Origin of the sequence: Amycolatopsis sacchari (genome assembly GCF_900114035.1) — a bacterium.
Classification (GTDB): domain Bacteria; phylum Actinomycetota; class Actinomycetes; order Mycobacteriales; family Pseudonocardiaceae; genus Amycolatopsis_E; species Amycolatopsis_E sacchari.
Genome location: NZ_FORP01000037.1, coordinates 12865 through 29663, shown reverse-complemented (window position 1 = coordinate 29663; position 16799 = coordinate 12865). Strand labels below are relative to the sequence as shown.

The window sequence follows — 16799 nt, the reverse complement described above, 5'->3', positions numbered from 1 at the left end:
AGCATGAGCACGCTTTCGCCCACACCCCGCAGCACGCTGACCCGCAAGAAGGACCGCGCCGCCACCGACCGCCAGGCGCTCTACGACGTGCTGGACGAGGCGCTCATCTGCCACCTGGGGCTCGTGCTGAACGGCTCACCCGTCGTGCTGCCCACCGGGTACGGCCGCGACGGCGACACCCTCTACTTCCACGGCTCGACGGGCGCGGGCAACCTCCGCGCGGCCGCGACGGGGATCGACGTGTGCGTCACGGTCACGTTGCTGGACGGGCTCGTGTACGCGCGCTCGCTGAACAACCACTCGATGAACTACCGCAGCGCCGTCGTGCACGGGCAGGCGCGGCTGGTCACCGATCCCGAGGAGAAGATGCACGGCCTGAAGGTCGTGACCGAGCACCTGACGCCGGGCTCGTGGCAGCACGCGCGGGCGGTCAACCCCAAGGAGTTCGCGTCGGTGTCGGTGCTCGCCATCGGGCTCGAGGAGGCGTCGGTGAAGATCCGCAGCGGTGGTCCGGGCGAGGAGCCGGAGGACGTGGACGCCACCGGCGTGTGGGCGGGGGTGGTACCGGTCCAGACCACCTTCGGCGCCCCGGTGCCCGCGGACTACGTGCCCGCGGACTTCCCGGTGCCGCCGCACGTCAGTCGCGCACGGGGCCGCTGACCGGGTCCAGGTGGTAGGGCCGCATCGCGCGGCCACCCGAGCGGTACACGTGGATGCTGATCGCCGGGTCCGGTCCCTCGTTGCGCACCTGGTGCACGTAGCCGGGGGCGAACACGCGGGACTGCCCGGCGGACAGCACGTGCAGCTCGGTCACCGGGCGGCCGTCCGGCGCGCGCCGCGCGACCGTCTCGGTGAGACCGCCGCTGACGACGGTGAAGGCGCCGGTGGCGCGGGCGTGGTCGTGCAGGTCGGTGTGCTGGCCGGGCAGCCAGCCCATGAGCCAGACCTCTTCGTGCTCGTCACCGGCGATGCGCGTGGAAAAGCGCTGGTCGGGGTCGTAGCGGAGCAGGTCCCGCCAGCGGTCGCGGTCGGCGGCGTACTCGAGTGCGACGCGCACCGGGTGGCGCAGCGCGGGCTTTTCGGCCAGGGCGACGGTGTTGTCCGGAACGGCGAACATGGGTGCTGTGTCCTCGGGGTGAAAAAGGGAAAAAGGGGTCGCTGGGGTGGATCAGCGACAGGGACACAGCGCGAACATGGCGCCAAGGAAACCAGGCCCGGCCGCCCCCGGCAACTCGTTCCCAGTGGGTGGAACTCAGGACCACTCGTGCTTCTTCTGCCTGCCCAGGAGTTCGGCCCCGGCTTCCCTGGGGTCCAGTCCTTCGTGGCACACGCGGTGCATCGCGTCGGTCAGGGGCATGTCCACGCCATTGGTCTGGGCCAGTTCCCGGATCGACGAGCACGACATGACGCCCTCCGCGACCTGCCCGCCCGTCGCGCGCTGGGCCTGCTCCACCGTTTCCCCGCGGCCGAGCCGCTCCCCGAAGGTGCGGTTGCGCGACAACGGGGACGAGCACGTCGCGACGAGGTCACCGACCCCCGCGAGCCCGGCGAACGTCAGCGGGTCCGCCCCGAGTTTCGCGCCCAGCCGGGCCATCTCGGCCAGGCCCCGCGTGATGAGCGTGGCCGTGGTGTTGGCGCCGTACCCCATGCCCGTCGCCATTCCGCAGCTGAGCGCGATGACGTTCTTGCACGCCCCGCCCAGTTCGCAGCCGACGACGTCGGTGTTGGTGTACGGCCGGAAGTACGCGGTGGCGCACGCGTGCTGGATCGCGACCGCGCGCTCGTGGTCACTGCACGCCAGCACCGCCGCGGCGGGCTGCTCCTGCGCGATCTCCCGCGCCAGGTTCGGGCCGGACACCACGACGATCTCGTGTTCCGCCCTGCCCGAGATCTCCGCGATCACCTCGCTCATCCGCTTGCGCGTGCCCAGTTCCACGCCCTTCGCGAGGCTGACGAGGATCGCGTCCGGCGGCAGCAGCTCGCGCCAGCCGGTGAGGTTCGCGCGCAGGCTCTGGCTCGGCACCGCGAGCACCACCGCTTCGGCGCCGTTAAGTGCTTCCGCCGCGTCCGCCGTCGCCGTGAGGTTGGCGGGCAGCCGGATGTCCGGCAGGTACCCGGGATTGGCGTGTTCGTCCCGGATCCGCGCCGCCACCTCCTCGCGGCGCGCCCACATCGTCACGTCGCGGCCCGCGTCCGCGAGCACCTTCGCGAAGGCCGTGCCCCACGACCCCGCCCCGAGCACCGTGATGCGCTGGACGTCCATCACTGCCCGTCCGCCGGCTCCGGCTTCTTCGACGGCGGCTGTTCGCCACGGATCTCCGCCAGCAGCTCCGTGACGCGGTCCATCAGCAGCTCCGTCACCTCGCGCAGCACCGCCGCGGTGGGTTCCTGACCGCGGTAGGCGGAAAGGTCGACCGGCTCACCGACCTTGTGCGTGATCGTCTTGCGGGGGAAGAGGCGGATCTTCTTGTGGTAGAAGTCCAGGATCTCGCTGGTGCCCCAGCGCGCGATCGGGATGACCGGCACGTCGCTGCCGAGCGCGAGCCGCGCGACGCCGGTGTACGAGCGCTTGGGCCAGCCCTCGGGGTCCTTGGTGATGGTGCCCTCGGGGTAGATCACGACGACCTTGCCGTCCCGCAGCGCCTGGTGCGCGGCCCGCAGGCTGTCCCCCGCGCTGCTGGTGCCGCGGTAGACCGGGATGCTGCCGGCGCCCAGGAAGATCTTGCCGAACACCGGCACCTGCGTGAGGCTGTCCTTGCCGAGGAACCGCGGCACGCGCTTCTGCCGGTGCACGAACACCGCGTCGACCGCGGGGTCCATGTGGGAGACGTGGTTCATCACCAGGAGGGCCCCGCCCTCGAGCGGGATGCGGTCGCCCCCCTCGTACACGCGGCGCGCCAGGTACGTGACGGGGTAGAAGAGGGCGGCGGCGAATCCGACCCAGAACCCGCCCTTCTCGCGACCGGACAAAGCTCCTCCTGTGGTCTGTGCTGCTACCGGCTGATCCTAGGGGGCGGCATCGGGAAAGATGGGGGCCGTGCCCGTCCCCGTCGACCTGATCGTGCCGCTGAAGCCGCCGCGGCTGGGCAAGTCGCGCCTCCGCGGCGCGGTCGCCGACGCCCGGCACCCGGCGTTGGTGCTGGCCCTGGCCGCGGACACGGTCACCGCGGCGGTGTCCGTCGTGCGGCGCGTGCTCGTCGTCGCCGCCGATCCCGCCGCTGTCGCCACGCTCCGCGAAACCGGCGCGGAGGTCGTCGGCGAGCACGGGGCCGGTGATCTCAACGCCGCGTTGCGCCGGGGCGAGGCGCTGCTGCGCGCGGACGATCCGGCCGCGGTCGTCGGCGCGCTGCAGGCGGACCTGCCCGCGTTGCGCCCGGAGGAACTGACGGCCGCGCTCGCCGAAGCCGGCGGGCGCCGGGCGTTCGCCGCCGACGCGGCGGGCACCGGCACCACACTCCTGCTGTCCGCACCGGGCGCGGCACTGGAACCGCGCTTCGGCGCCGGCTCGGCGTTCGCGCACGCGGCGACGGGTGCGGTCCCGCTCGGCCTGCCGGCGCCGAGCCTCCGGCGCGATGTGGACACCCCCGCCGACCTGGCACGGGCCGGGGAGCTGGGCCTCGGGCGGCACACCGGGCAACTGCTCTGCGAGGGGAGCGCCGCGTGAACTTCCCGCGACCACTGGGGCAACTTCTGAAGATCACTGTCCGTTTCACCAGCGCTGTGCTGAATGCGGCGATCGGCGTAGCGGCGAACACGGGCGAAGTGAGGAACAATGCGGGTGTGAGCAGCGAAGAGAGCACCACCCCGGACACGACCGCACCCGCTACCGACGACAGCAGGGGCACACAGTTCCGCGCCGTGCCCTCCGCGCCGCCCGCGGTGACCGCGCCCGTGGCCGCGAGCGGCGAGTCACTGCCCGACGACCGGTACTTCAACCGCGAACTGTCCTGGCAGGACTTCAACGCGCGCGTGCTCGCGCTCGCCGAGGACGCCTCCCAGCCGCTGCTGGAGCGGGCCAAGTTCCTGGCGATCTTCGCGTCCAATTTGGACGAGTTCTACATGGTGCGGGTCGCCGGGCTCAAGCGCCGCGACGAGACCGGGCTGCCCGTGCGCAGCGCGGACGGGCTGACCCCGCGTGAGCAGCTGGCCTACATCGCCAAGCGCAACCAGGACCTGGTGGAGCGGCACACGCTGGCCTTCGAGGAGCACGTCCGCCCCGAGCTGGCCGAGCACGACATCCACATCGTCGGCTGGTCCGACCTCGACGCGGCCGACCAGCTGCGCCTGTCGCACTACTTCAGCGAGCAGATCTTCCCCGTGCTCACGCCGCTCGCCGTCGACCCGGCCCACCCGTTCCCCTACATCTCGGGCCTCTCGCTCAACCTCGCCATCACGGTCCGCGACCCGGAGGAGGGCACAGAGCGGTTCGCGCGCGTGAAGGTGCCGAACAACGTGCCGCGGCTGATCCGGGTGGAGCAGCAACGGGAGAGCCGGCGGGCGACGTTCCTGCCGCTGGAGGAGCTCATCGCCGCGCACCTCGGTGAGCTGTTCACCGGCATGGAGGTCACCGAGCACCACGTGTTCCGCGTGACCCGCAACGCCGACTTCGAGGTCGAGGAGGACCGCGACGAGGACCTCCTGCAGGCGCTGGAGCGCGAGCTGGCGCAGCGGCGGTTCGGCCCGCCGGTGCGGCTGGAGGTCGCGCAGGACATGAGCGAGCACATGCTCGACCTGCTGCTGCGGGAGCTGGAGGTGGACCCGCACGACGTGGTCGAGGTGCCGGGCCTGCTCGACCTGACCTGCCTGCTCCAGTTGTCCAGTTTGGACCGCAAGGAGCTCAAGGACCGCCCTTTCGTGCCGGCGACGCACCCGGCGTTCGCGGAGCGGGAGACGCCGAAGAGCGTCTTCGCCACGCTGCGCGAGGGTGACGTGCTGGTGCACCACCCGTACGACTCGTTCTCCACGAGCGTGCAGCGGTTCATCGAGCAGGCCGCGGCCGACGACAAGGTGCTGGCGATCAAGCAGACGCTGTACCGCACCTCGGGTGACTCCCCCATCGTGAACGCGCTCATCGACGCGGCCGAGGCGGGCAAGCAGGTCGTGGCGCTCGTGGAGATCAAGGCGCGCTTCGACGAGGAGGCCAACATCACGTGGGCCCGCACGCTGGAGCGCGCCGGCGTGCACGTCGTCTACGGGCTCGTCGGGCTCAAGACGCACTGCAAGATCGCGATGGTGGTGCGGCAGGAGGGCTCGACGATCCGCCGCTACTGCCACATCGGCACGGGCAACTACAACCCGAAGACGGCGCGCCTGTACGAGGACCTCGGGCTGCTGACCGCCGACCCGGCGATCGGCGCGGACCTGACGGACCTGTTCAACGTGCTCACCGGGTACTCGCGGCAGGAGACCTACCGCAACATCCTCACCTCCCCCAACGGCATCCGCCGCGGCATCCTGCGGCTCATCGGCGAGGAGATCGAGCACGCGCACGCCGGCCGGCAGGCGGGCATTCGCATCAAGTGCAACTCGCTGGTGGACGAGCAGGTCATCGACGGGCTGTACCGCGCGTCGCAGCAGGGGGTGCCGGTGCAGGTCGTGGTGCGCGGGATCTGCGCGCTGAAGCCGGGTGTGCCGGGGCTGAGCGACAACATCACGGTGCGCTCGATCCTCGGCCGGTTCCTGGAGCACTCGCGGATCTTCCACTTCCGCGCCGGGGGCACGCACTGGATCGGCAGCGCGGACATGATGCACCGCAACCTCGACCGCCGGATCGAGGCGCTGGTGTGCGTGAAGGACCCGAAGCTGACGGCGCAGCTGGAGCAGGTGCTGGACTCGGCGCTCGACCCGGCCACGCGCTGCTGGGTGTTGACGTCCACCGGCGAGTGGTCGCCTTCGCCCGCCGAGGGTTCGAACGTGCGGGACCACCAGGTCGAGCTGCTCGTCCGCCACGGGGCACAGGGGTGATTTCCGCGGCGGGGGCGGTGCTCTGGCGGGACGGCGGGCGGGGCACGGAGGTCGCGGTCGTGCACCGGCCGCGCTACGACGACTGGTCGTTGCCGAAGGGGAAACTCGACCCCGGTGAGACGTTCCCGGCCGCGGCGGTGCGGGAGCTGGCCGAGGAGACGGGGTTCGGTGTCGTGCTCGGGCGGCGGCTGCGGGTCGTGCGGTATCCGGTGCGCGGCGAGGAGAAGGTCGTCGAGTACTACAGCGCCCGTGCCGGTGCCGGGGCGTTCTCCCCGAACGAGGAGGTCGACGAGCTGCGCTGGCTGCCCGTGGGCGAGGCGGCGGACGTGCTGACGTACGAGACGGATGTGGCGGTGCTGGCGGAGTTCAGGGCGCTGCCGCCCGCGCTGGGCACCCTGCTGCTCGTCCGCCACGCGAAGGCGGGCAAGCGGGAGGAGTGGAACGGCGACGACGACCTGCGCCCGCTTTCGCCGGCGGGGCAGCGGCAGGCGGAGGCGCTGCGGCGCTTGCTGCCGTTGTTCGGTGTAGACCACGTGTTCTCGGCGCCGAGGCTGCGTTGTGTGCAGACGGTGCGGGGGCTCGCGGAGGACCTCGGGGCGGAGGTCGTGCAGGAGCCGTTGCTGGCGGAGGAGGCGTACTGGGCGGAGCCGGACCGCGGACTGGCGCGGCTGCTGGCGATCGCGGCGGGCGGGGGCACGCCTGCCGTGTGCAGCCAGGGTGGCGTGATCCCGGACGTCGTGTCGCGGCTGGCGGCGGGCCTGCCGTTGCCGACGGGCAAGAACGGCGGTGTGCCGAGCAAGAAGGGTTCGGTCTGGGTGCTGTCGTTCAGCGCGCCCGGTTCCAACGGCGGCCCCCGTCTCGTGGCGGCGGACTACCACCCGACCGCACTTCCCCATCCCAGCGCCACCCGGTCCTGACGTTTGGCGCATTGTTCGCGGCGGCTTTTCCGGGGGCCTTTCGAACGTCCGGAAAGGGGGTCCGGGGCGGGGATATAGCGGGCCGGGGTTTGGTACTCGCGGGGGTCCATTCCCGAGGGGGGTGGGGTTGCTGTGAGCGCTTTCGGGGCTGGGGGGGGGGGTTTTCGGGGGGGTGGGTTTTGGGGCGCGGTGGTCGGGGTTCCGGCTGCTGGAGGGCTTGGGAGCGGTGTGGGCGGGCTTCTGCGGCGGCGCGGGGGGCTTCTGCGGGGCTTCTCAGGCGGTGTGGGGCTTCTGAGGCGGGTGGTGTTGGCTGCTCTGGGGGCGTAGGGGCTTTCGGCCACCGGGCCGCTCCTGGCCTTGTGAGCTTCTGCCACGGGAGTTCTGCCGCCATGCCAAGTCTTCACCCGGCGCCAGGGGCCTCTCGCCGTAGGGGCTTGTCACCGCCCGCCTTGGGCTTTCCACCGGCAGGAGGACTTCCCGCCGCGCGGGCGGCTCGCGCCCCTATGGCGCTGCCCGCCTGACTTCCTGCCGGCTTCCCCTTACCCAGGGGCTTCCCTCGCCCGGTCCGGCTTCCCCGCCCACTAGGCTTGCCCCCGCCCATCGGGCTTCCCCGCCCTGCCTGGCTTCCCCCGGCCCTACTGGGGTCTTCCCGCCGTCGGGCTCGCCCGCCCTGCCTGGCTTCCCTCTCCGCAGCGGGGTTCCTGGCCTGCACATGGCGCCCGCCCCATTGGGCTTCCCAGCCATACCCAGCTTCCCCCGCCCCGCCAGTCTTCCCGCCCCGCGGAGCTTCCCCGCCCCATCGGACTTCCCGCCCTGCAGGCGGCGCCCACCCCATCGAGCTTCCCAGCCCTGCCCGGCTTCCCCTTCCCCAGGGCTTCCCTCGCCCGGTCCGGCTCCCCCGCCCCGCCCGGCTTCCCTCGCCCGGTCCGGCTCCCCCGCCCACTGGGCTTCCCCCGCCTGTCGGCCTCCGCCGCCCCGCCCCGCCAGTCTCCCCGCCCCGCGGAGCTTCCCCCGCCCCATCGGACTTCCCGCCCTGCAGGCGGCCCCCCCCCATCGAACCTCCCCGCCCCGCCCGGCTTCCCCCGCCGCCGCCCCCACTCCCAAGCCAGCCCCCGAAACGCGGCAGGGCCCCCGCGAAAGTGATCGCGGGGGCCCTGCCGGGACGCCGTTCGAGTGAACGGGCTACTGCTACTTCTTCTTCGCGCGCGAAGTGGTGGTCTTCTTCGCCGCCGTGGTCTTGCTCGCGGTGGTCTTGGCCGCGGCCTTCGGCGCCGCCTTGGCGGTGGACGCCTTCTTCGCCGTGGTGGACTTCGCCGCGGTCTTCGGAGCGGCAGCGGTCTTCGTGGCGGCGGCGGTCCGCGTGCTGCGCGTGGTGGTGCTGCGCGTGGCGGTGGGCCGGGTCGCCGTGGTGCTGCGGCTCGTGGTGGCACGGGTGCCGGTCGCGCGGGTGCCGGTGGCACGCGTCGTGGTGGTGGCGCGCGAAGCCGTGGTGCCGGTGCTGCGGCTGGTGGTGCCGGTGGCACGCTTCACCGCGGTGGCCTTCGGCAGCTTCTTCGCGCCGCTGATGACATCCTTGAACGTGGTTCCGGCGCGGAAGGCCGGCACGTTGGTCTTCTTCACCTTCACGGTCTCACCGGTGCGCGGGTTGCGCGCGGTGCGGGCGGCGCGGGCGCGCTTCTCGAACACCCCGAAGCCGGTGATGTTGACCTTCTCGCCCTTGTTGACCGTCCGGATGATGATGTCGACGAGACCGTCGACGGCCTCCGACGCAACCTTCTTGTCGCCCAAACGCTCGGAGAGCGCCTCGATCAGCTGGGCCTTGTTGGCCATTCCAGTCCTCCATGAAGAACTACTTGTCACACGGCCACTTCGGCCGACTTGCGCACACGGTATTACCAATCGGCCGGAAATTCCAAACGGCGCGCGGAATTTTTTCCGGCTCGGGGCGTGCTTTCCGCCCTCCGAGCGACCCCCTGGGGGGCTTCCGCGCGCCGTTCGGCGAGGTGTTTCGGGCTCCCGATTCCCTTGCTGAGCAGGGAATCCGTGCCGGTCAGGCCCCCTGCGGGAGAGTCACCGGCTTCCAGTTGGGACGCTGGGACTCGAACGCGTCGATCTCCTCGGCGTGGCGGAGGGTGAGAGCGATGTCATCGAGCCCCTCCAGCAGCCGCCAGCGGGTGTAGTCGTCGATCGAGAAGCTCGCGACGAAGTCCTTGGCCCGCACGGTCTTCTCCTCGAGGTCCACCGTGACCTCCGTGCCGGGGTCGTTCTCGAGGATCTTCCACAGCTGCTCGACGTCCATCTGCTCGCACTGGGCGGCCACCAGGCCCCCCTTGCCGGCGTTGCCGCGGAAGATGTCCGCGAAGCGGGCGGAGATGACGACCCGGAAGCCGTAGTCCAGCAATGCCCAGACAGCGTGTTCGCGCGAGGAGCCGGTGCCGAAGTCCGGCCCGGCGACCAGCACGCTGCCCGCCTTGAAGGGCTCCTGGTTGAGGATGAAGGTCTCGTCGCCCCGCCAGGCGGCGAACAGGCCGTCCTCGAAGCCGGTGCGGCTGACCCGCTTGAGGTAGACGGCCGGGATGATCTGGTCAGTGTCCACGTTGGACCGGCGCAGGGGCACCCCGACACCGGTGTGTGTCTTGAACGGTTCCATGGTGGGAGACTCCTTCGGGTCAGAGGTCCTCGGGGCTGGACAGGGTGCCGCGGACGGCCGTGGCCGCCGCCACGAGCGGCGAGACGAGGTGCGTGCGGCCCCCCTTGCCCTGCCTGCCCTCGAAGTTGCGGTTGGAGGTCGACGCGCTGCGCTCACCCGGCTTGAGCTGGTCCGGGTTCATGCCCAGGCACATCGAGCAGCCCGCCTGCCGCCACTCGGCACCGGCGTCGAGGAACACCTTGTCCAGTCCCTCCGCCTCGGCGGCCTGGCGCACGCGCATCGAGCCCGGCACGACGAGCATCCGCACCCCGTCGGCCACCTTGTGCCCCTGCAGCACGCTCGCGGCGGCCCGCAGGTCCTCGATCCGGCCGTTCGTGCAGGAGCCGAGGAAGACCGTGTCGACCTTGATCTCGCGCAGCGGGGTGCCCGGCTTCAGGTCCATATAGGACAGGGCCTTCTCGGCGGCGAAGCGCTCGTTCTCGTCCGCGATCGTCTCCGGGTCCGGCACCCTTTCGCCCAGCGGAAGACCCTGCCCCGGGTTGGTGCCCCACGTCACGTACGGGGTCAGGCTGTCGGCGTCGAGGTGCACCTCGGCGTCGAACTCCGCGCCCTCGTCGGTGCGCAGCTCGTTCCACTCCGCCACCGCGGCGTCCCAGTCCGCGCCCTTGGGGGCGTGCGGGCGGTCCTTGAGGTAGGCGTAGGTGGTCTCGTCCGGGGCGATCATCCCGGCGCGGGCGCCCGCCTCGATGGACATGTTGCAGATGGTCATGCGGGCTTCCATCGACAGCGCCTCGATCGCGCTGCCGCGGTACTCCAGCACGTAGCCCTGGCCGCCGCCGGTCCCGATCTTCGCGATGACGGCGAGGATGATGTCCTTCGCCGTGACACCCGGCCGGAGCTGCCCGTCGACGTTGATCGCCATGGTCTTGAAGGGCCGCAACGGCAGCGTCTGCGTGGCGAGCACGTGCTCGACCTCGGAGGTGCCGATGCCGAAGGCCATCGCGCCGAACGCGCCGTGCGTGGAGGTGTGGCTGTCGCCGCACACCACGGTCATCCCCGGCTGCGTCAGGCCGAGCTGCGGGCCGATGACGTGCACGATGCCCTGCTCCGCGTCGCCCATCGGGTGCAGCCGGATGCCGAACTCCTTGCAGTTGCGGCGAAGGGTGTCGACCTGCGTGCGGGACACCGGGTCCGCGATGGGCAGCTCGATGTCGACCGTGGGGACGTTGTGGTCCTCGGTCGCGATCGTGAGGTCCGGACGGCGGACCGGGCGGCCTGCCAGCCGCAGCCCGTCGAACGCCTGCGGGCTGGTGACCTCGTGCACCAGGTGCAGGTCGATGTAGAGCAGATCGGGCTCCGCGCCCTCGCCCTTGCGCACGACGTGCGCATCCCAGACCTTCTCGGCCAGCGTGCGGGGCCGTGTGGCGGTCATCTGCGCTCCTCCCAAGAGGTTGGTTGGGAGCAAAGGAACTCGACCACGCCCGCCGAGCCGCGCGCGGGCAGCTCGAGTTCGTTGTTTCCCAGATTGTGGACTTCCCATGATTCGGGAAGCTAATATCGCTTCGTGGGACAGCATAGCCCTTCGAACCAGCAGAGCGGTATCGGTGTGCTCGATAAGGCAGTGGCCGTGCTCCAGGCGGTCGCCGAGGATCCGTGCGGCCTCGCGGAACTGTGCACCAGGACAGGACTGCCGCGGGCGACCGCGCACCGCCTCGCCGTCGGCCTCGAGGTCCACCGGCTGCTGCGGCGCGGCCCCGACGGCCGGTGGCGGCCGGGCACGGCGCTGGCGGAACTCGCCGGTGGCACAGCGGATCCGCTGCTCGACGCCGCCGGGTCCGTCCTGCCGAAGCTGCGCGACAGCACGGGCGAGAGCGTGCAGCTCTACCGCCGCGACGGCGTGCAGCGCGTGTGCGTCGCGGCGGCGGAACCGTCCAGCGGGCTGCGGGACACCGTGCCCGTCGGCTCCCGGCTGCCGATGACGGCCGGTTCGGGCGCGAAGGTCCTCGCCGCGTGGGCGGATCCGCACACGCAGCGCGCGATCCTGGCGGACGCGGTGTTCGGCGAACGGACGCTGCTGGAGGTGCGCCGCCGCGGCTGGGCACAAAGCGTCGCCGAGCGCGAGCCGGGGGTAGCGAGTGTTTCCGCGCCCGTACGGGATTCCTCGGGCACGGTCATCGCGGCGGTCTCGGTGTCCGGTCCGGTGGAACGCATCGGCCGCAAGCCCGGCGCCCGCTGGGCGAGCGATCTGCTCGAAGCCGCCGAACGGCTGCAGGAACGCCTCTGAGGAGGAACGTCCGCGGGCGTGGCGCCATCCGGTGCCGCGCCGGCGCTCTTTTCGCGCCCTCAGCCCCGGCGGGCGCGGTAGCCCCGCATCTTGTGGCGCGCGCCGCAGATGTCCATGCTGCACCAGACGCTGTTGCGGCCCGGTGAGCGGTCGTAGAACACCCACCGGCACTCCGGCGCCCGGCACGGTTTGAGCCGCGCCGTCTCCCCCGTCACGTCCCCGAGGAACAACACGGACAGCAGGTCCGCGACGAGCCCGCCCCGCTCCTTGGCGGCCAGCACGGGAGTTCCTCCCGGAGTCCACTGGGGAGCCGTGAACACCGCACGGGCGTGGCGGTTGAGCACGGCCGGGGACTCGCCGCCGAGGTGGTCCCTGATGGCTTCGCGGACCTCGACGAGGCGCCGGAGTTCGCGCTCGGTGAGCGCCGGCACCCGCATCCCGTGCTCCCGCAGCCACTTCTCCGCGCTCGGCACGTCGGCGAACGCGTCCTCCCCGTAGAGGAAGCGCGCGGAGTTGCAGAAGGTTTCCAGCAGCGCCAGTGCGCCCGGCGCTCCTGGCCGCGAGTAGCTCACCCGGCGAAGTTACCAGCTGAACCCTATTGTCGGTAACCATGGAGCTGACGCGAACCTTCGACACCCCTGACGGCGCCGTGCGCTGGGACCGGCTCGGGGAGGGCCCGCCCGTCGTCCTGCTGCACGGCACCCCGTTCTCCTCCTTCGTGTGGCGGAACGTGGCGCGGGCGCTCGCCGGCACGCACGAGGTGTTCGTCTGGGACCTGCTCGGCTACGGCGCCTCGGAGAAGCGCGACGGGCAGGACGTGTCGCTCGCCGCGCAGGGACGGATCTTCGCCGGACTCCTCGAGCACTGGCGGCTGGACTCCCCCGCCGTGGTCGCACACGACTTCGGCGGCGCCGTGGCGCTGCGCGCACTGCTGCTGCACGGCGCCCGCCACGGCAGGCTCGCGCTCGTCGACGCCGTCGCGCAGGGCACGTGGGGCACCCCGTTCTTCCGCCTCGTCCGCGAGAACGCCCCGGTCTTCCACCAGTTGCCGCCGCATCTGCACGGGGCTCTCGTGCGGGAGTACGTGAGCAGTGCCAGTGCCGTGGGCCTGCTGCCGGACGTGCGCGACCGGCTCGTCGAACCGTGGCTCGGCGCGACGGGGCAGGCCGCTTTCTACCGCCAGGTGGCGCAGGCGGACGAGCGGTACACCCGTGAGATCGAGGACCGCTACGGCTCGCTGGCGCTACCCGTGCTGGTGTGCTGGGGCGAGCAGGACGAGTGGCTGCCCATCGAGCACGGCGAGCGGCTCGTGGCGCGGATCCCCGGGAGCAGGCTCCACCGCGTGGCGGGCGCCGGGCACCTCGTGCAGGAGGACGCCCCGGCGCAGTTGACCGCGGCACTCCTGCCGTTCCTGAGTGGACACTAGTTGACGCACGTCACGTTCCCGGCCGTCACGGGCGGCGCCGCTGGCGGCGTCGCGGGCCGTGACGTGACCCTGCTCGCCGTCGTGGGCGGCGCCACTGTGGACGGAGCGGCACCGCCGGTCGCCTGCTGGACGAAGGCCTGGACCTGTGCGGGATCGACCTGCACGGCGTCCCCGTCGGACGTCTTGAGGTCGGTGTTCCCGACCGGGATCGTCTCGAACCGGATCTGCCCGGAGCTGAGGTTCCGCAGCTGCTGGGCGAAGGAGAAGACGTCCCACCCCTGGTCGATCGTGACGGACTGCTGGAGCGCGCCGACGAGTTTCGTCAGCTTCGCCGGATCCGTGAGGGTTCCCGCGGCCAGCACCGTGTGCGCCATGCTCGCCAGGAACGCCTGTTGCCGCCGGATCCGGTCGAGGTCCCCGTTCGGCAGCCCGTGCCGCTGCCGCACGAACGCGAGCGCCTGCGCGCCGGAGATCGTCTGCTCACCCGCCGGGAAGTCCGCACCGGAGTACGCATCGCGCACAGGAGCGTTGAGGCACACGGGAATCCCGCCGATCGCCTCGCTGATGTCGTAGAAGCCCACGAGGTTCACCGACGCGAAGTGCGTCACCGTCAGCCCGGTCAGCTGCTCGACGGTCTGGACCGCGTTCTTCGCCCCCGCCTGCGCCGCCTGGACGTTCAGCTGCGCGCCCGTGACTCCCTGGGCCCGCAACCGGTTCGCCGCCGCGACCTGCGCGTAGGTGTAGGCGGAATTGATCTTGTGCCGGCCGAAACCGCCCGCGAGCCGGACATAGGAGTCACGCGGGATGGAAAACGCCGTCGCCGCCCCGCCGCCGGCGGGGATGTGGACGAGGATCATCGTGTCGGTGTTGTCGCCGCCGTCACTCGAATCCCCCGCGTGCAACTGGTCCAGCAGGTTCCGGGGCAACGGCTCGCCCTGCGCATCCGTCCTGCTGTCCAGGCCGACGAGCAGGATGTTCTGCTCGCCCGTGGTGCTCGCCGCACCCGGGTCGAGGACGTCGGCTGTGGACAGTCCCGCGGTCAGCCGGTGCACCTGGCTCCAGCCGACGCCCGTCGCGGCGAACACCAGCAGGGACACCAGTGCGACCACCGTCAGCCCGGCGCGTTTCGTGGTCATCGGGAACGAGCAAACCAGTTGCCGCATGCGGATACCGTGAAGAAGCAGTAGCCGAGGAGAGGAAACGAAGATGCACGCCGCACTGGAAGGCGCGCGGGTACCGATCAGGATGTGGGCCGACCCGTCGTCGGTGGAGGACGCCGCGATGCGGCAGCTCCGCAACGTCGCGAACCTGCCGTGGGTGCACGGTCTCGCGGTGATGCCGGACGTCCACTACGGCAAGGGCGCGACGGTCGGCAGTGTCATCGCGATGCGTGACGCCGTCTCCCCCGCCGCGGTCGGCGTCGACATCGGGTGCGGCATGAGCGCGGTGCGCACTTCCCTGACCGCGAGCGACCTCCCCGACGACCTCGGCAGGCTGCGCCGGCGGATCGAATCGGCGGTGCCCGTGGGGTTCGCGATGCACAAGACCCCGGTGAACCCGGCGCGGGTGCCCGGTGTCGGCGGGTGGGACGAGTTCTGGTCGTCCTTCGGGGAACTGCACGCGGGCGTGCAGAACCTGCGTGACCGCGCGCGGGCGCAGCTCGGCAGCCTCGGTGGTGGCAACCACTTCATCGAGGTGTGCCTGGAACAGGGCGGGGACGACGAGGGCCGCGTGTGGCTGATGCTGCACTCCGGCTCGCGCGGGATCGGCAACGAGCTGGCGAAGCGGCACATCGACATCGCGCGCCGCCTGCCGCACAACGCCGATCTGCCGGACCGGGACCTCGCGGTGTTCGTCGCGGGCACGCCGGAGATGGCCGCGTACCGCAGGGACCTGTTCTGGGCGCAGGACTACGCGGCGCGCAACCGGGCCGCGATGGTCGCGCTCGTGCAGCGGGCGCTCGCGGACGAGGTGCCGGGCGTGCGGTTCGACGAGCCGGTCTCGTGCCACCACAACTACGTGGCGGAGGAGACGTACGACGGGGTGGACGTGCTGGTGACCCGCAAGGGCGCGATCCGCGCGGGCTCGGGTGATCTGGGGATCATCCCGGGCAGCATGGGCACCGGGTCCTACATCGTGCGCGGGCTCGGCAACGAGGCGTCGTTCCTGTCGGCGTCGCACGGCGCGGGACGGCGGATGTCGCGGACCAAGGCGCGCAAGACGTTCACCGAAGCGGACCTCGCCGCTCAGACGAGCGGGGTCGAGTGCCGCAAGGACGCGGGTGTCGTGGACGAGATCCCCGCGGCGTACAAGGACATCGAGTCCGTGATCGCCGCGCAGACCGATCTGGTCGAGGTGGTGGCGCACCTCAAGCAGGTGGTGTGCGTGAAGGGGTGAAAAGTTCGCACAGGTGTTCGAACAGCGGGTACACTGGCGGACATGACCGTGGGACTCCAGTGCTCGCTGTTCGGGCAGACCGACGAGACGTCGCTCCGGCCGCTGTCGGCGATCCGGCGCACGCCGCTGAGTGACGGCGCGTGGATCGACGTGCTGCCCGACTGGCTGCGTGGTGCGGACACGGTGTTCGAACGGCTGATGGAGCGCGTGCCGTGGCACGCCGAACGGCGCCGGATGTACGACCGGGTCGTCGACGTGCCGCGGCTGCTCAGTTTTTATGGGGAGCAGGACGAGCTGCCGGATCCCGTGCTGGTGGAGGCGCGGTCGGCGCTGAGCGAGCACTACGCGGCCGAGCTCGGGGAGCCGTTCCGCACGGCGGGGCTGTGCCTGTACCGGGACGGCAGGGACAGCGTGGCGTGGCACGGGGACACGATCGGCCGCGGTTCCCGTGAGGACACGATGGTGGCGATCCTGTCGGTGGGTTCGCCACGGAGCCTGCTGCTGCGGCCGCGTGGCGGCGGGCAGACCATCCGGCAGGCCCTGGGCCCCGGCGACCTCATCGTCATGGGCGGTTCGTGCCAGCGGACCTGGGAGCACGCGATTCCCAAGACGGGCAAGCCGGTCGGGCCGCGGATCAGCATCCAGTTCCGGCCGCGGGGGGTGCGTTAGGGGCGGTTTCGGGGGTGCGGCGCGGCGGGTCTCCGGCGGGGCGCGGCGGGTTTCGGGCGGCGCACGGCGGGTTTCCGACGCGGCGCGGCGGGGCCGAGCGGCGCACGGCGAGTTTCCGACGGGGTACGCCGGGTTTCCGACGGGGCACGGCAGGTTTCCGACGGGGCACGGCAGGTTTCGGGCGGCCGCACGGCGAGTTTCCGGCGGGGCGCGGCGTCACGCGCCCCGCGTGCGCCCGCCCGCAGTGCGGGCACGCGCCGCTCCAGGCGGGATGCCCGCCTCTCCTGATCCCCCATGTCACCGGAGGCCGCGGTCCCGAAACCCACGGCCCACCGGGGCGCTTCCCCACTCGACAGCACCGGCTCGGGCATCCATCCGCGAAGTCCCGCACCGCGGCGTCTTCAGCCCCCGTGACCCCACATCACCCGGAGGCCGCGGTCCCGACAGTCATCACCCACAGTCCACACCGCAGGGCCCCAGCCCCCCACGTCA

General features: G+C 71.7%; 16 protein-coding genes. 8 read left to right on the top strand and 8 right to left on the bottom strand.

Annotation, left to right across the window (positions count from 1 at the left end):
- Positions 1–3 precede the first annotated feature (3 nt).
- A complete protein-coding gene (locus tag BMZ92_RS34225; RefSeq protein WP_091516375.1) occupies positions 4–660 on the top strand; it encodes a pyridoxamine 5'-phosphate oxidase family protein in 657 nt (218 codons plus the stop codon).
- Here BMZ92_RS34225 and BMZ92_RS34220 read toward each other — a convergent pair.
- From BMZ92_RS34220 to BMZ92_RS34210, 3 genes are all read right to left on the bottom strand, one after another.
- Positions 638–1117 (bottom strand): cysteine dioxygenase, encoded by a 480-nt coding sequence (locus BMZ92_RS34220; protein WP_091516373.1) that lies wholly within the window; start codon positions 1115–1117, stop codon positions 638–640. The two genes, BMZ92_RS34225 and BMZ92_RS34220, sit on opposite strands and share 23 nt — an antisense overlap.
- 135 nt (positions 1118–1252) lie before the next feature.
- Positions 1253–2263 (bottom strand): NAD(P)H-dependent glycerol-3-phosphate dehydrogenase, encoded by a 1011-nt coding sequence (locus BMZ92_RS34215; RefSeq protein WP_091516372.1) that lies wholly within the window; start codon positions 2261–2263, stop codon positions 1253–1255.
- Positions 2263–2970 carry a lysophospholipid acyltransferase family protein gene (locus tag BMZ92_RS34210; RefSeq protein ID WP_091516370.1) on the bottom strand — a complete coding sequence of 236 codons (708 nt, stop codon included), beginning with the start codon at positions 2968–2970 and terminating at the stop codon, positions 2263–2265. The genes BMZ92_RS34215 and BMZ92_RS34210 overlap by 1 nt, the downstream gene beginning before the upstream one ends.
- 67 nt (positions 2971–3037) lie before the next feature.
- Between BMZ92_RS34210 and cofC the strand changes: the two genes are divergently transcribed.
- The 3 genes from cofC (at position 3038) to BMZ92_RS34195 (ending at position 6881) form a co-directional block, all read left to right on the top strand.
- On the top strand, positions 3038–3664 hold the full coding sequence (gene cofC / locus BMZ92_RS34205) for a 2-phospho-L-lactate guanylyltransferase (protein ID WP_245783420.1): 627 nt from the start codon (positions 3038–3040) through the stop codon (positions 3662–3664).
- Positions 3665–3780: 116 nt separating this feature from the next.
- Positions 3781–5964, top strand: a complete 2184-nt coding sequence (locus tag BMZ92_RS34200; RefSeq protein ID WP_091516365.1) for an RNA degradosome polyphosphate kinase — start codon at positions 3781–3783, stop codon at positions 5962–5964.
- A complete protein-coding gene (locus BMZ92_RS34195) occupies positions 5964–6881 on the top strand; it encodes an NUDIX hydrolase (protein WP_245783422.1) in 918 nt (305 codons plus the stop codon). The genes BMZ92_RS34200 and BMZ92_RS34195 overlap by 1 nt, the downstream gene beginning before the upstream one ends.
- 1188 nt (positions 6882–8069) lie before the next feature.
- On the opposite strand, the gene BMZ92_RS34190 is transcribed toward BMZ92_RS34195, so the two are convergent.
- The 3 genes from BMZ92_RS34190 to leuC all read right to left on the bottom strand — a co-directional run bounded on the left by BMZ92_RS34190 (position 8070) and on the right by leuC (position 10963).
- On the bottom strand, positions 8070–8711 hold the full coding sequence (locus BMZ92_RS34190; protein ID WP_091516363.1) for an HU family DNA-binding protein: 642 nt from the start codon (positions 8709–8711) through the stop codon (positions 8070–8072).
- Between the two features lie 220 nt (positions 8712–8931).
- Complete coding sequence (leuD, locus tag BMZ92_RS34185; protein WP_091516361.1) at positions 8932–9531, bottom strand: 3-isopropylmalate dehydratase small subunit; 600 nt, start codon at positions 9529–9531, stop codon at positions 8932–8934.
- Positions 9532–9550: 19 nt separating this feature from the next.
- A complete protein-coding gene (leuC, locus tag BMZ92_RS34180; protein WP_091516359.1) occupies positions 9551–10963 on the bottom strand; it encodes a 3-isopropylmalate dehydratase large subunit in 1413 nt (470 codons plus the stop codon).
- A 132-nt stretch (positions 10964–11095) separates the two neighbouring features.
- On the opposite strand from leuC, the gene BMZ92_RS34175 reads away from it, so the two are divergent.
- Entirely contained in the window at positions 11096–11815 is a 720-nt protein-coding gene (locus BMZ92_RS34175; RefSeq protein ID WP_177228998.1) for an IclR family transcriptional regulator, read from the top strand.
- 59 nt (positions 11816–11874) lie between these two features.
- Here the strand turns inward: BMZ92_RS34175 and BMZ92_RS34170 are convergent, their stop codons facing one another.
- A complete protein-coding gene (locus BMZ92_RS34170; RefSeq protein WP_091516355.1) occupies positions 11875–12387 on the bottom strand; it encodes a CGNR zinc finger domain-containing protein in 513 nt (170 codons plus the stop codon).
- A 38-nt stretch (positions 12388–12425) separates the two neighbouring features.
- On the opposite strand from BMZ92_RS34170, the gene BMZ92_RS34165 reads away from it, so the two are divergent.
- Positions 12426–13241, top strand: coding sequence for an alpha/beta fold hydrolase (locus tag BMZ92_RS34165; RefSeq protein ID WP_091516353.1), 816 nt, complete (start codon positions 12426–12428; stop codon positions 13239–13241).
- Here the strand turns inward: BMZ92_RS34165 and BMZ92_RS34160 are convergent.
- Positions 13238–14404: an LCP family protein gene (locus tag BMZ92_RS34160; RefSeq protein WP_245783419.1), complete on the bottom strand. Its 1167-nt coding sequence runs from the start codon at positions 14402–14404 to the stop codon at positions 13238–13240. The two genes, BMZ92_RS34165 and BMZ92_RS34160, sit on opposite strands and share 4 nt — an antisense overlap.
- Positions 14405–14447: 43 nt before the next feature.
- Between BMZ92_RS34160 and BMZ92_RS34155 the strand changes: the two genes are divergently transcribed.
- On the top strand, positions 14448–15638 hold the full coding sequence (locus BMZ92_RS34155; RefSeq protein ID WP_091516349.1) for an RtcB family protein: 1191 nt from the start codon (positions 14448–14450) through the stop codon (positions 15636–15638).
- Between the two features lie 42 nt (positions 15639–15680).
- Positions 15681–16307 (top strand): alpha-ketoglutarate-dependent dioxygenase AlkB, encoded by a 627-nt coding sequence (locus BMZ92_RS34150; RefSeq protein ID WP_091516346.1) that lies wholly within the window; start codon positions 15681–15683, stop codon positions 16305–16307.
- Positions 16308–16799: the final 492 nt, after the last annotated feature.